The organism is Hyphococcus sp. D3-15, from assembly GCF_055809375.1.
In genome coordinates this window covers 390,740-402,937 of sequence record NZ_CM147910.1, presented here as the reverse complement: position 1 = coordinate 402,937, position 12,198 = coordinate 390,740, and the positions used below count along the sequence as shown (strand labels likewise).

The following is a 12,198-nucleotide window of genomic DNA, read 5'->3' as shown; positions in this document are numbered from 1 at the left end:
AAGACGCTCCGTGGCGAATAAATTTTTGTCAGGTTTGTTCGGGAAGAAAAAACCCGAGGCCGAAACCGAGGTCGCGACCCCGGCGGATGCTCCTGCGGACGTGCCTGCGGTTGACCCAACGGACAGCCAAGGGGAGGCGCCGGAAGAAGCCGCTCCGGCTGCGGAAGAGGCCGCCCCGCCGCCGGTTCAATCGCCGCCGCAGGAAAAGAAAAAGGGCTGGTTGTCCCGCCTCCGTGACGGGCTTTCGAAGTCTTCCAACAAGCTGACGGAAGGCGTTAGCGCCATCTTCACCAAGCGCCGTCTCGATGACGAGACGCTGGAGGAGCTGACGGATCTGTTGATCACCGCCGATCTCGGCGTGCCTGCCGCGACGCGGATCACGACCGCACTTGCGAAGGACAAATTCGACAAGGACATCACCGGCGAGGAAGTGCGCGACGCGCTGGCGGGCGAAGTCGCGGCGACCCTTTCGCCATTGCAAAAACCGCTTGCGGTGGACCCCGCCCACAAGCCGCACATTCTGTTGATGGTCGGGGTCAATGGCGCCGGCAAGACGACGACCATCGGCAAGCTGGCGAAAAAATTCGCCGATGACGGCAAGTCGGTCATGTTGGCGGCGGGCGACACCTTCCGCGCCGCCGCCATTGAGCAACTCGCAGTTTGGGGCGAGCGGACGGGCGCTCCGGTGGTCTCCGGCGCGGCTGGCGCCGACGCGGCGGGCCTTGCCTTTGACGCGGTCAAACAGGCCCAGGCGCAGGGTGTCGACGTGTTGATGATCGATACGGCGGGCCGCTTGCAAAACCGCAAAGAGCTGATGGACGAACTCGCGAAGATCGTCCGTGTCATCAAGAAGCTCGATGACACGGCGCCCCATGATGTGATCTTAACCCTCGATGCGACGGTGGGGCAGAATGCGCTCAGCCAGGCGCAGACCTTCACCGAAATCGCCGGGGTCACCGGCCTCGTCATGACCAAGCTCGACGGCACGGCGCGGGGCGGCGTGCTGGTGGCGCTTGCCGACAAGTTCAAATTGCCGATTCACTATATTGGCGTCGGCGAAGGCGTTGAGGATTTGCAGGAATTCAACGCCGATGAGTTCGCCAAAGCGCTTGCCGGGACGGCGAGCGACGCAGTCTGATCGAAAGTAAGGGTAAGAGATGACAGTTTCCGACACGGCCAAGGGCCAGAAGCTTTCCGGCGGCGCGAAATTCGCGGTCGATATGGGCCCGCTGCTGGTCTTCATGATCGCCTATTTTCTCGGGGGCAGGCTGGCGCCGCTCGCCGGCAAGATCGTCGGGCGCGACTGGTCGATCGGCGAGGGCGAGGAAATGTTCCTTGCGGTCGGCTTGTTCATGCCGGCTTTTCTCATCGCCTTTATCTATTCGGTCTGGAAAGAGCGCCGGGTCGCGCCGATGCTGATGATCACCGGCGTGATCGTTGGCGTGTTGGGAACGCTAACCCTGGTTCTCCACAACAAGACCTTCTTTTATATGAAGCCGACGATCGTTTATTCGCTGTTTTCGGCGATGCTGGCGGCGGGCATCGTCACCGGCCAGAATTTTCTGAAAATTGTTTTCGATGGCGCGCTGCACATGCCCGATGATGCGTGGATGGTACTGACCAAGCGCTATGCCGTCTTTTTCGCCGCCCTCGCCATCGCCAATGAGATCGCCTGGCGCTGGCTGATGCGCGATTGCGATCTGTCGGGCGGCGTCGCCTGCGCCGGGGAGCCGAGCTGGGTCAATCTCAAGGTCTTCGGCTTCACCGCGGTCAGTCTCGTCTTCACCGCGTTTCAGGCGCCCCTGATCGCCAAGCATATGCCGGAAGAGGAAAAGGCGCCGGGCGACGAAAAGCCGGGAACCTAAAGCCCCTCCACCGGGTTGGTGAAAGGCGCGAAGTCGGTCCGGTCCATGGTTTCGCGATATTGCCGCAAGGCCCAGCCGACGGAAGGAAAGGCGAGATCGGCCCAGGGGATGTCGTCCCACGCATAAAGCCCGACCGCCTCGCTTTCGGGTCCGGCGGCGATGCCCGGCGACATGAGTCGCGCACGGAACATCAGCTGGATCTGCGAGATGCGCGGGATTGAATAGACCGCCAGCAGGCGCTCGATCTCTATCGCCGCACATGCCTCCTCCTGGGCTTCGCGCGCCGCGCCGGCTTCGGCGGTTTCGTTGAGCTCAAGGAACCCCGCGGGCAGCGTCCAAAAGCCGCGCCGCGGCTCAATAGCGCGCTTGCACAACAGGATTTTTCCGTTATGGACGACCACCGATCCCACCACGATCTTAGGGTTCTGGTAATCAACAAATCCACATGTGGCGCATACGGAGCGCTCCATATTGTCGCCCGGCGGAATCCTTCGGGTAAAGCGCGGCGTATGTGGGGAATCACTCATTGTTTCTGTCCTGACAAAAAGTTGATGACAGCGTGCGGAATATCCGTCCAAGGTGTATTTTAACGCGCCCGCAAGTGTTGCAATTTCGATTGCGATGCGCGATATGCTGTCAAACAAGACGCGCCTTCTCACACCACCCGCAAGAGCGCTTTCGCGCCAAGTGCGATTAACCGAACGGCTAATTTACACACTCATGAGACTCATGCAAAACGCTCGGTTTTCTGATCTCGCGCGCCGCGCCGCACACCGCCTTTGCCTCGCTTCCGGGATATTCGCCGTAAACGGACTTTATGGCGGGTTAATGTCGCGAGAGACGGCGTTTTCATATTCTTATCGCCTATCAAGAGCCAAGAACGGAGAATAAAATGGCTTATTCGCTCAAGAACTCACCGGGCCACCTTCTGCGCCGCGCGCAGCAATACGCCCATGACCTTTATTCGACAGAGGTTGGTTCGTCCGGCCCGACGCCGCGCCAATATGAAGTGCTTCATGTGGTCGCCGCCAATGACGGCCTGAGCCAGACCGACCTCGTTCAGCACACCGGCATCGACCGCTCGACGCTGGCCGACATGATCGCCCGCATGATGAGCAAGGGCCTTTTGTCGCGCAAACGCACCAAAGAAGATGCGCGCGCCAACGCCGTGTCGATCACCGCTGCGGGCAAGCGCATGCTGAACTCCGCGAATTCCAAGGTCGCCAAGGCTGAAAACGCGGCGCTCGCCGTGTTGCCGAAAACCCAGCAGGCGGCGTTCATGAAGTCGCTTCGCGCTTATGCCGACGCCCTCGACAAGATGGCCGACGGCGCTGCCGCTCCGAAGAAAAAGGCGACCCGCAAAGCCGCGAAAAAGAAAACCACGGCCAAGCGCAAAACGACCGCCAAGCGCAAGACAACCAAGAAAAAAGCCAAGCGCAAAACTCGCCGCTAGGTTTTTGGAATACCAGAATTGAGAGCGCCGCCGGATTCCGGCGGCGTTTTCTTTGCGCGGTGTTCACCGGTCAGCGTTGCTGCAGCTTGCGCCATTCCTTCAGGGGCGGCGGCTCGTCCGCGCCCGCGCCCGCCGTCATTTTGCGCGCGCCGAAATCTCCCATGGTAATCGCGCGGTCATACATCACGATCGCCGCCGCGATGGAGAGGTTGACGCAAAAGCGGGTCGGGATTTTCACCAGATGGGCGCAGCGCGCCATCGCCTCGGCGGAAAGACTGCCCTTTTCCGGGCCGAGTATATAGGCGGCGTTGAGCGGGTGGCGAAAACTCGGCAATTCGACCGCGCGGTCATCAAGCTCGACGCCGACCAGCACGCATCCCTTTGGCAAGCGGATCTCCGCCGGGCTCTCCCATTCATAAAGCGGCAGATGCGCGTCGCTTTTCGACGTGTCGGCGCGATTGACGTCATAGGTCGAATGATGGGCGTTCACGGTGAATGCAAAGCTGGCGTCAAAGGCGTGGGCCGTGCGCAGCACCGCGCCGAGATTCATCGCCTTGGAGATGCGTTCCGATCCGATGCCGAAATAGCCCCGCATATGCGCCCGTTTCTGTTCCCGTTCATTCAATCGCGATGGCATTGGCCTAGCCGCGCCGGCTTTGTCAGGTCAAGGGCGCGGCGCCGGCCGCACGTAGACGGATGGCGGCGATATGGGGCATGTTGGCGCCATGAATGAGCCCGCCAAACCAGTTGACGACCGGTTTAAATTTCTGGTGATCGCCATGGATGCGCCCGAAGCGCGGCTGGCGGCGTTTTTTGCGGCGCGGCGCGCGAAACAATCCAATGCGCTGGTGACATTGCTCGCCATTATCGAACCGCCGGAATTCGGCCATTGGGCGACCGTTGCGGAAACCATGCGCGCGGAGGCGGAGGAGGCGGCGGAAACCCTGTTGCGCGAATTCGCGGCGGAAGTGAAAGCGCAATCCGGCGTCGATCCGGAGCTCGTCATCCGGGAGGGCGCGGTGACGGAAGAAATCCGCGGGCTGATCGATGAAGATCCGTCTATTTCGATCCTCGTGCTCGGCGCGTCAGCGGAAGCGGCGGGGCCGGGGCCGTTAGTGTCGTCGCTGGCGAAAAATCCGCCCTATCTCGGCTTGCGGCCGATCCCGGTGACGGTCGTGCCCGGCTCCATGACGCGCGATGAATTGCGGCGGCTGGCGGGTTAGAATGGACGCGGACAAATTTCACCTGCCGGGAAAACATTATTTCCTTTCGCATTCCGTTGGCGCGCAGCCAAAGGCGTGGGCGCAAACCATGGCGCAGGGCTATGCCGATCCGTGGCGTACGGAAGGCTTCAATGTCTGGGGGCCATGGTTTGATGCGCTTGACCGGTTCAAGGCGGGGCTTGCGCCGATCCTTGGCGCTGACCCGCAAGACATCGCGCCGCAGGGAAATGTTTCCAGCGGCATCGCGAAAATTCTGTTCTCCCTGCCGGAGCGCGCGGGGCGTAATAAAATCGTTCTCACCGAAGATGATTTTCCGACTGTCGGCTTCGCGCTCGAACAGGGCGCGCGCCGGGGCTATGAGCTGGTGTTTTTACCCGGCGGCGAAAGTCTCGCCGATCCGGACGCCTGGTCGCGCGCTTTCGCCGATGATGTGCAACTGATCGTCGCGACACAGGTTTATTCGAACAGTTCGGTGCTGGCGCCATCCGCCGAGATTGCCAAAAGAGCCCGCGCCGCAGGGGTTTTTTCACTGCTCGACGTGGCCCAGGCGGCGGGGACGACGCCGGTGCGCCTCAATCAATGGCGACCGGATTTTGCGGTGGGCACGTCTTTAAAATATCTTTGCGGCGGCGCCGGCGCGGCGTTTTTATGGGCGGACCCGGAAACCGCGGCTGCATGCAAGCCGCTGGATGTGGGCTGGTTCTCTCATGCGGACCCGTTTGAGTTCGACATTCATCACTTCGATTATGCGCCGGGCGCGGCGCGCTTCACCGGCGGCACCCCGTCCATCGCGCCCTTCGCCGGCGCGGCGGCGGGTCATGCGCTGATCAACGCTCATGGCGTCGATGCAGTCTATGCCCATAACCAGAAATTGCTGTCGCGGTTGTTCGACGCCTTGCCGCGCGAGGCGTTTTTGTCGACGACGAAACAGGGCGCGCGCGGCTCCGGCGCGCTGATCCGCGTTAATGACTATGATGCAGCAGCGGCGGCGCTTGCGAGTGCGGGCGTCGGCCATGACACGCGCCTTGGCGCGGTGCGCGTGTCGGTTCATCTTTATAATGATGAAAAAGACATCGACGCGCTGGTTGCGGCGATCGAGCCTTATTTATAGATCGAATTTCAGCGACACCGGCGCGTGATCCGACGGGCGTTCCCAGCTTCGGGCGTGATCGTGAATGGTGTATGCGTCGCGGCCCAGAGACAGCGCCGGTTTCTTCAACGCCGGGCTGACCCAGATATGATCGAGGCGGCGCCCGCGATTGGAGGCGCGCCAGTCCTTCGCGCGGTAAGACCACCACGTATAAAGTTTTTCCGGTTCCGGCACGAGTTCGCGCGCCACGTCGATCCAGCCATGGGAGTCGATGACTTTGCTGAGCCGCTCCACCTCGACCGGCGTGTGCGACACGACTTTCAGTAGCTGTTTGTGGGACCACACATCATGCTCGTTGGGGGCGATATTGAGATCGCCGACCAGAATGGCCTTCGAGCGCGGCGCCAGCGCGGAGAACCAGTCCGTCATCTCGTCGAGGAAGGCGAGCTTGTGGGCGAATTTCTCGTTCTTTTTCGGGTCCGGTTCATCGCCGCCCGCAGGCACATAAAAATTATGCACGCGATAGCCGCCGGGCAGGCTCGCGGCGATATGGCGGGCGTCGCCCTTGGCGCAGAATTCGCGCTTTTCAATATTCTTCAGCGGCAGTTTCGAGACGATGGCGACGCCGTGATAGCCGGACTGTCCAGAAATGGCGTGATGTTCATAGCCGGCGGCGGTGAAGGCTTTTGCGGGAAAGGCGTCCTCCAGGCATTTGATTTCCTGCAGGCACAACACATCCGGCGCTTCTTCTTTCAGGAATCGCGTAACGAGATCAATCCGTAGACGGACGGAATTGATGTTCCAGGTGGTGATTTTCATTGAAAACGCGCTCGCTGGCCGGGAGGAAGGGTGCAGGGCCCGCCATACGGGCAGGGCGCCGGACCGTCAAGACAGGAGGGGGACAGGTTTGAAGGCCACACAGGCCGGGCGCATTGCTGGCGCGCTTGAAGCGGCGTAGGAGCGGGGCCGATGGAGTTTTTTGCCGGATTTTTGCCTGACGCCGTGCCGCTCTGGGCGGCGGGGCTGGTCGTTTTCGTCAGTTTTTTCACCGCCGCGATCACCGCCGCTTTCGGGCTCGGCGGCGGTCTGGCGCTGTTGGCGATCATGAGCGCGCTTTTTCCGGCGGCGGCAGTCGTGCCGGTGCATGGGGCGGCGCAGGCCGGCGCGAATGGCGGCCGCTTCTATCTTCAGCGCAAGGAAGTGGTCTGGCGCATCGTCCTCTGGTTCAGCCTTGGCGGGCTGATCGGGGCGGCGATTGGCGGCCGGATGGCGGTCGAGGCGCCGGTCTGGCTGCTGCGGGGCGGGGTCGGCCTGTTTGTGCTCTGGACCCTGTGGGGGCCAAAGCTCAAGGGGTTCGCGCCCGGCCATTTGAGTTTCTTTTTCACGGGCATTGTCACTGGCATATTGACGATGTTTTTCGGCGCGACCGGGCCGATCGTGGCCGCGATGCTGTCCGTCGCGGGACTGACCCGGCTCAATATCGTCGCCACCCACGCCGCCGCCATGGTGATCCAGCATGTTTTCAAGATCGTCGCCTTCGGCTTGCTGGGCTTCGCCTATGGCGCATGGGCCTGGCTGATCGGCGCGATCTTGCTGTCCGGTTTCGCCGGCACCTATGCGGGCACGCATTATCTGCGCGCCATGCCGGAGGAGACGTTCCGGCGCGGCTTCAAGGTCATCCTGACCGCGATTGCAGCCTATCTGCTTGTGGCGGCGCTTGCCGAGTTCAGAACAGGTTGAAGGACGAGCCGGTGATCGACACCGGCCAGCGGCCGAATTCGAACAGACGGAATTTCGCCGCCAGCGGGTGGTTCTCGGCGTCGAAGTCGCTGTTTTCGGCGGCGATCAGCGCCAGCGCTGCGCCATTGGCGGCCTGCACCGCCGCGCCGACGCATAACGTCTTGATCTGCTCATCGTCGAGATCGCTGAGATAGGAGAGCTCCTCCACCGCGTCCTTGGCGGGGTCGGAGACTTTTTCGGCGATCAGCATCATGCCGATCCGCAGCGCGTCTTCGGACAGGATGTCGAGGGCGCGGCCCGTCAGATCAGCGCGCAGGGATTCCTCCGCCTCCCAGCTGGCGCTCTGCCAGTCGAGGCTTTCGGCGACATTGGCCGCGTCTTCCCAGTCGAGCAGCATGGCGATATCCGCATCGGGAAAGCCCAGCCCGGCGCAAAAATCCTGTGCGGCCGCCTTCGCGCCGGGGGTCAGCGGTTCACCGATATTGGCGAACCACGGGATCCGGTCGAGAGAGCGGGCGAAGCGGGACAGCCGCGCCAGTCCGGGCAATTCGCGCTCCAGCGCTTCAAGTTCGGTTTCGTCCATGAAAGATCCCTTCGCCCCGCATGTAGCGACTGCGGCGCTCTGGTGAAAGGGCCAAAAAAAGGCGTCCGACCTTCTCAGATCGGACGCCAAGCTGCGCTGTTGCGCCTACGCCGGGAGGGGATATTCCGGCGACGCGATCGGCTTGTCGGGCCTGCAAGCGGGGGGGCAACGCCGGCCCAACTATGATGCCCATCGCGTACTGTTACATTAACGCATCATGAGGCAACTTTTCAATAGATCAGCGAGAAAAAACTTGCGTGTGACTCTGTTACAAAATGGCAAACATGCCGAAGCGGGACATTTATCTGTCCAGAAATCGCCCGCCGGCCTCCGGCGCCCGGAACAGGCTGGTGGCGATCTTCATGCCTGATTCCACGTTGTTTAGCGTCACAACGGTGACCCCGCCCTGCAAATCGCGGACGATCCAGCGCCGCAAAACAAAGTCGGGCGCGTTGGCGATCAAGGTGATTTCGCCTTCGGTTTCTTCATCAGTTGACGAAAAAGTGACCGCAACATTGTCGACGCCGCGATCGACGTGAACGACTTTTGCGTCGTCGAGATCGATTTTTTTGCCGAGCAGAAATTTCAGCGGCGTTTTCCCGACCGGATAGGAATCCGTGGTGTCGAGCGAGATCGTCATGCACATAGACCATGCCGCCATTGGCGACGAGCAGCAGCGGCGTCGGCGGCTCGTAGTCGAAACGCAGAAAACCCGGCCGGCGCAGGTAGAACTTCCCGTCGGAGATCGCGCCTGACGGCGCCACCTGCGTGAAGTCACCCTTCATGGTGTCGAGATTTTCGATATAGGAAATGAGTTTGGCGGCGACAGCCTCGTCGCTGTCCTCAGCGAAGACCAGCGGGTCGTTGAAGACTTCCTCAACGGAAACTTCCTCCGCCTCGGGCAGGGCTTCGGGCGGGGCCTGCTTGGTCACTGGCGCGGTTTCCTGCGCGGCGGCGACAGCCGTCGCCACCGTCGTCATCGCGGGCGCGACCGGCAGCGGACGCGCGGCGAGCGCGCCGTCAAGGCAGATCAGCGAAATGGCGGACATCACCGCAAGACTCATGGCTCAAACTCCAGCTATCCAGGCCCCATATCTAGGAAACACCGGCGTCCAAAGAAAGTCTCGATTAAGGCGCCCGCGTGGCGGTCACGCACGAAATCGTTATCGCATCAGCGCGTATGGCCCGCCGCGCTCCAGCGCGCGCAGATAGGCCGGGCGCGCCTGCAGCCGCATCAGATAGGCGGCGATATTGGGATAGGCGTCGGCGTCGGCGGCGCGCGATGAAAACGCCTCCACCGGAAAGCTCATAATGATGTCGGCGGCGCCAAGCTCGTCGCCGGCGAGCCAGGGCGACTTCTCCAGCGCGGATTCCAGATAATCATATTGCGCCTTCATGGTGTGGTTGAGATAGCCCTCGCGCACCGCCGCCACCAGTTTTTTGGCGATGGGCCGCGCGAAAAACGGCATCGGCGCGGTCTCCATGCGGTTGAGGAACAGCGTGAACACCAGCGGCGGCATATAGGTGCCTTCCGCCGCATACATCCAGTAGCGGTGGCTTTCAAAGGCTGGCGTCCCCGCTTGCGGGCGCAATTTCCCCTGCCCGTAATGGTCAAGGATGTAATCGATGATCGCCCCGGTTTCAGCGATGATCTGGCCATTATCTTCGATCACCGGCGACTTGCCGAGCGGGTGCACGGCGATCAGTTCCGGCGGTGCCAGATTGGTTTTCTTGTCCCGCTCATAGCGCTTGATCTCATATGCCGCGCCGAGCTCCTCGAGCAGCCAGAGGATGCGCTGCGAGCGTGAGTTTTCGAGATGGTGAACAATCAGCATAAGGAAGGTTCCTAATAAAGTTTTGCGAGCGCGTCTTTGGTGAACGTCATCAACTCGTCTTTACGGCCGTCGCGAATTTTCTGCGCCCAGTCCGCATCTTGCAGAAGCGCGCGGCCGACGGCGATCAAGTCGAACTCTTCGCGGGTCAGCATTTCCACCAGCCGGTCAAGGCTTGCCGGTTCCGAGGCTTCGCCCGCATAGGCGGCGGTGAACTCGCCGGAAAGCCCGACAGAACCGACCGAGATCGCCGGCTTGCCGGTGAGCTTCTTCGCCCAGCCGGCGTCGTTGAGGTCCGATCCTTCAAAGGCCGGTTCCCAGAAACGCCGCTGCGACAGGTGGAAAATGTCGATCCCGGCTTCGACCATGGGCGCCAGCCATTGTTCCATCTCGGCGGGGCTCGCCGCGACTTTCGCTGCGAAGTCCTGTTGCTTCCATTGCGACAGGCGGATGATCAACGGGAAGTCCGAACCGACTTTTTCGCGCGTGCGGCGGATTATCTCGCAAGCTAGCGCCGTGCGCCCGATCCAGTCGCCGCCCCATTTGTCGTCCCGCAGATTGCTCTGGGCCCAGAAAAAGCTGTCGATCAAATAGGAATGGGCGCCGTGAAACTCGACGCAATCAAATCCCAATTCTTTCGAGGCGACGGCGGCGTCGACAAATTCGGTGATCGCGGTTTCGATCTCTGCTTCGCTCATCGGCGCCCACAGCTCCTTGCCGGGAACCTTGATCCCCGAAGCGGACCAGGACGGAATGTCCGGGTGCTGAGATTTGGCCGGATTGCGATAGGGCCCTTCATGCCAGAGCTGCAAGCCCATCTTGCCGCCCGCCTTGTGCACGTCGTCAATGACGCGCTTCCAGCCGGCTTTGGCTTCATCCGTCACGATATTCGGCACATTCGGCGTGCCCGATGCGGTGGTCGTGTTGGTCGAAACGCCTTCGGACAGGATCAGCCCGACGCCGCCTTCTGCGCGGCGGCGGTAATAGGCGGCCACATCCTCGCCCGGCACATTGCCCGGCGAAAAGCTCCGCGTCATCGGCGCCATGACGATGCGATTGGGCAGGGCGAAGCCGTTAAGGTTGATCGGGTCGAAGAGAATATGCGTGTCTGTCATGGGTGTTTTACGGGCTTTCTTTCTGGCGGTTGTGGGCGCGGACCATAAAGGCCGCGAGAAGAAAACACACCTGGACATCGCAGAGAGTTGAGAATCCGGTTGGCCCGGCGGCGCCGGGCGTGTAGATGGCGCGAATGAAATTCCTCGATCGTACGAAAATCTATGTCCAGAGCGGTGCTGGCGGTAATGGCTGTCTGTCATTCCGGCGGGAGAAATTTATCGAATTTGGCGGCCCCAATGGCGGCGATGGCGGCGCGGGCGGCCATGTCTGGGCCGAGGCGGTCGAAAATCTCAACACGCTGATCGACTATCGCTACCAGCAGCATTTCCGCGCCGATAATGGCCGCCCGGGCGAAGGCTCGAACCGCACCGGCTCTTCGGCGGAAGATCTGGTGGTCAAGGTGCCGGTGGGCACCCAGATTTTTGAAGAAGACGAAGAAACGCTGATCGCCGATCTCGATTTTCCCGGCGAGCGCGTGCTGCTCGCCAAAGGCGGCAATGGCGGCTTCGGCAATGCGCGCTTCAAATCTTCGACCAATCGCGCGCCGCGCCGCGCCAATCCGGGCCAGCCCGGCGAACAACGCACGATCTGGCTGCGCCTCAAACTGATCGCCGATATCGGGCTCGTGGGCCTGCCCAATGCGGGCAAGTCTACATTCCTCGCGGCGGTGTCCGCGGCGAAACCGAAGATCGCCGATTATCCGTTCACGACGCTTCATCCCAATCTCGGCGTGGTGCGCGTCGGCGAAGGGCAGAGCTTTGTGCTCGCCGATATTCCCGGCTTGATCGAAGGCGCCCATGAAGGCGCCGGGATCGGCGACCGCTTCCTCGGCCATGTGGAACGCTGCGCGGCGCTGTTGCATCTTGTCGACGGCACGCAGGAAGACGTGGCCGGCGCCTATCGGACAGTGCGCGGCGAGCTCAAGGCCTATGGCGAGGGGCTGGCGGACAAATCGGAAATCGTCGTGCTCAACAAGATCGACGCATTGACGCCGGAAGAGATTGAAGCGCGCAAGGGCGAGCTGGAACAGGCCGCCGGCGTTGAAGTGCATGCCGTGTCAGGCGCCAGCGGCGCCGGTCTGCCGCCCTTGCTCCATAAACTCATGGCGCTCGCCGCCGCCGCGCGCAAAGCCAATGCGCCCGTCGCGCCGGCGCCCGCGCCGGAACCGGAAGCAGAAGACGACGAAGAGGATGAGGGCTGGACCCCGTAACGCAGCTTTGATGGCGCGTTGTGCAGCCGGGCGGTTGGAATCCACCCGCGCAACCTCTAAGTAGTCTGCGCCGTCAGCAGCCGGGG

General features: G+C 61.8%; 15 protein-coding genes. 7 read left to right on the top strand and 8 right to left on the bottom strand.

Going from position 1 to position 12,198, the window contains the following annotated elements:
• Positions 1 to 10: 10 nt before the first annotated feature.
• On the top strand, positions 11 to 1,138 hold the full coding sequence (ftsY, locus tag AC0L8G_RS02070) for a signal recognition particle-docking protein FtsY (RefSeq protein ID WP_473386323.1): 1,128 nt from the start codon (positions 11 to 13) through the stop codon (positions 1,136 to 1,138).
• 19 nt (positions 1,139 to 1,157) lie between these two features.
• Positions 1,158 to 1,865, top strand: a complete 708-nt coding sequence (locus AC0L8G_RS02065) for an inner membrane-spanning protein YciB (protein ID WP_473386321.1) — start codon at positions 1,158 to 1,160, stop codon at positions 1,863 to 1,865.
• Here the strand turns inward: AC0L8G_RS02065 and AC0L8G_RS02060 are convergent.
• Positions 1,862 to 2,392, bottom strand: a complete 531-nt coding sequence (locus AC0L8G_RS02060; RefSeq protein ID WP_473386320.1) for an NUDIX hydrolase — start codon at positions 2,390 to 2,392, stop codon at positions 1,862 to 1,864. The genes AC0L8G_RS02065 and AC0L8G_RS02060 overlap by 4 nt on opposite strands.
• Before the next feature lie 365 nt (positions 2,393 to 2,757).
• On the opposite strand from AC0L8G_RS02060, the gene AC0L8G_RS02055 reads away from it, so the two are divergent.
• Positions 2,758 to 3,318 (top strand): MarR family winged helix-turn-helix transcriptional regulator, encoded by a 561-nt coding sequence (locus AC0L8G_RS02055; protein ID WP_473386319.1) that lies wholly within the window; start codon positions 2,758 to 2,760, stop codon positions 3,316 to 3,318.
• A 70-nt stretch (positions 3,319 to 3,388) separates the two neighbouring features.
• Here the strand turns inward: AC0L8G_RS02055 and AC0L8G_RS02050 are convergent, their stop codons facing one another.
• Positions 3,389 to 3,913 (bottom strand): RNA methyltransferase, encoded by a 525-nt coding sequence (locus AC0L8G_RS02050; protein ID WP_473386318.1) that lies wholly within the window; start codon positions 3,911 to 3,913, stop codon positions 3,389 to 3,391.
• A gap of 112 nt (positions 3,914 to 4,025) precedes the next feature.
• Here AC0L8G_RS02050 and AC0L8G_RS02045 point away from each other — a divergent pair, with 112 nt between their 5' ends.
• Both AC0L8G_RS02045 and AC0L8G_RS02040 read left to right on the top strand, forming a co-directional pair.
• Complete coding sequence (locus AC0L8G_RS02045) at positions 4,026 to 4,541, top strand: universal stress protein (RefSeq protein ID WP_473386317.1); 516 nt, start codon at positions 4,026 to 4,028, stop codon at positions 4,539 to 4,541.
• Position 4,542: 1 nt separating this feature from the next.
• Positions 4,543 to 5,652 carry an aminotransferase class V-fold PLP-dependent enzyme gene (locus AC0L8G_RS02040; protein WP_473386316.1) on the top strand — a complete coding sequence of 370 codons (1,110 nt, stop codon included), beginning with the start codon at positions 4,543 to 4,545 and terminating at the stop codon, positions 5,650 to 5,652.
• Here AC0L8G_RS02040 and xth read toward each other — a convergent pair.
• Positions 5,647 to 6,450, bottom strand: coding sequence for an exodeoxyribonuclease III (xth, locus tag AC0L8G_RS02035; RefSeq protein WP_473386315.1), 804 nt, complete (start codon positions 6,448 to 6,450; stop codon positions 5,647 to 5,649). The genes AC0L8G_RS02040 and xth overlap by 6 nt on opposite strands.
• 150 nt (positions 6,451 to 6,600) lie before the next feature.
• Between xth and AC0L8G_RS02030 the strand changes: the two genes are divergently transcribed.
• Positions 6,601 to 7,371, top strand: coding sequence for a TSUP family transporter (locus tag AC0L8G_RS02030; protein WP_473386314.1), 771 nt, complete (start codon positions 6,601 to 6,603; stop codon positions 7,369 to 7,371).
• On the opposite strand, the gene AC0L8G_RS02025 is transcribed toward AC0L8G_RS02030, so the two are convergent.
• The 5 genes from AC0L8G_RS02025 to AC0L8G_RS02005 all read right to left on the bottom strand — a co-directional run bounded on the left by AC0L8G_RS02025 (position 7,358) and on the right by AC0L8G_RS02005 (position 10,901).
• A complete protein-coding gene (locus AC0L8G_RS02025) occupies positions 7,358 to 7,954 on the bottom strand; it encodes a hypothetical protein (protein ID WP_473386313.1) in 597 nt (198 codons plus the stop codon). The genes AC0L8G_RS02030 and AC0L8G_RS02025 overlap by 14 nt on opposite strands.
• 301 nt (positions 7,955 to 8,255) lie before the next feature.
• Positions 8,256 to 8,519 carry a hypothetical protein gene (locus tag AC0L8G_RS02020; RefSeq protein WP_473388941.1) on the bottom strand — a complete coding sequence of 88 codons (264 nt, stop codon included), beginning with the start codon at positions 8,517 to 8,519 and terminating at the stop codon, positions 8,256 to 8,258.
• Positions 8,443 to 9,018 carry a LolA family protein gene (locus AC0L8G_RS02015; protein ID WP_473386312.1) on the bottom strand — a complete coding sequence of 192 codons (576 nt, stop codon included), beginning with the start codon at positions 9,016 to 9,018 and terminating at the stop codon, positions 8,443 to 8,445. The genes AC0L8G_RS02020 and AC0L8G_RS02015 overlap by 77 nt, the downstream gene beginning before the upstream one ends.
• Before the next feature lie 99 nt (positions 9,019 to 9,117).
• Complete coding sequence (locus AC0L8G_RS02010; RefSeq protein WP_473386311.1) at positions 9,118 to 9,789, bottom strand: glutathione S-transferase family protein; 672 nt, start codon at positions 9,787 to 9,789, stop codon at positions 9,118 to 9,120.
• Between the two features lie 11 nt (positions 9,790 to 9,800).
• Entirely contained in the window at positions 9,801 to 10,901 is a 1,101-nt protein-coding gene (locus AC0L8G_RS02005; protein ID WP_473386310.1) for an NADH:flavin oxidoreductase, read from the bottom strand.
• A 134-nt stretch (positions 10,902 to 11,035) separates the two neighbouring features.
• Here AC0L8G_RS02005 and obgE point away from each other — a divergent pair, with 134 nt between their 5' ends.
• Positions 11,036 to 12,112: a GTPase ObgE gene (gene obgE / locus AC0L8G_RS02000; RefSeq protein WP_473386309.1), complete on the top strand. Its 1,077-nt coding sequence runs from the start codon at positions 11,036 to 11,038 to the stop codon at positions 12,110 to 12,112.
• Positions 12,113 to 12,198 lie beyond the last annotated feature (86 nt).

What these genes read in the sequence shown, in the direction of transcription:
- AC0L8G_RS02065 (WP_473386321.1), top strand. Translation starts at nt 1,158, where the DNA reads ATGACAGTTTCCGACACGGCCAAGGGCCAGAAGCTTTCCGGCGGCGCG.
- AC0L8G_RS02060 (WP_473386320.1), bottom strand. Translation starts at nt 2,392, where the DNA reads ATGAGTGATTCCCCACATACGCCGCGCTTTACCCGAAGGATTCCGCCG.
- AC0L8G_RS02055 (WP_473386319.1), top strand. Translation starts at nt 2,758, where the DNA reads ATGGCTTATTCGCTCAAGAACTCACCGGGCCACCTTCTGCGCCGCGCG.
- AC0L8G_RS02050 (WP_473386318.1), bottom strand. Translation starts at nt 3,913, where the DNA reads ATGCGGGGCTATTTCGGCATCGGATCGGAACGCATCTCCAAGGCGATG.
- AC0L8G_RS02045 (WP_473386317.1), top strand. Translation starts at nt 4,026, where the DNA reads ATGGGGCATGTTGGCGCCATGAATGAGCCCGCCAAACCAGTTGACGAC.
- AC0L8G_RS02040 (WP_473386316.1), top strand. Translation starts at nt 4,543, where the DNA reads ATGGACGCGGACAAATTTCACCTGCCGGGAAAACATTATTTCCTTTCG.
- xth (WP_473386315.1), bottom strand. Translation starts at nt 6,450, where the DNA reads ATGAAAATCACCACCTGGAACATCAATTCCGTCCGTCTACGGATTGAT.
- AC0L8G_RS02030 (WP_473386314.1), top strand. Translation starts at nt 6,601, where the DNA reads ATGGAGTTTTTTGCCGGATTTTTGCCTGACGCCGTGCCGCTCTGGGCG.
- AC0L8G_RS02025 (WP_473386313.1), bottom strand. Translation starts at nt 7,954, where the DNA reads ATGGACGAAACCGAACTTGAAGCGCTGGAGCGCGAATTGCCCGGACTG.
- AC0L8G_RS02015 (WP_473386312.1), bottom strand. Translation starts at nt 9,018, where the DNA reads ATGAGTCTTGCGGTGATGTCCGCCATTTCGCTGATCTGCCTTGACGGC.
- AC0L8G_RS02010 (WP_473386311.1), bottom strand. Translation starts at nt 9,789, where the DNA reads ATGCTGATTGTTCACCATCTCGAAAACTCACGCTCGCAGCGCATCCTC.
- AC0L8G_RS02005 (WP_473386310.1), bottom strand. Translation starts at nt 10,901, where the DNA reads ATGACAGACACGCATATTCTCTTCGACCCGATCAACCTTAACGGCTTC.
- obgE (WP_473386309.1), top strand. Translation starts at nt 11,036, where the DNA reads ATGAAATTCCTCGATCGTACGAAAATCTATGTCCAGAGCGGTGCTGGC.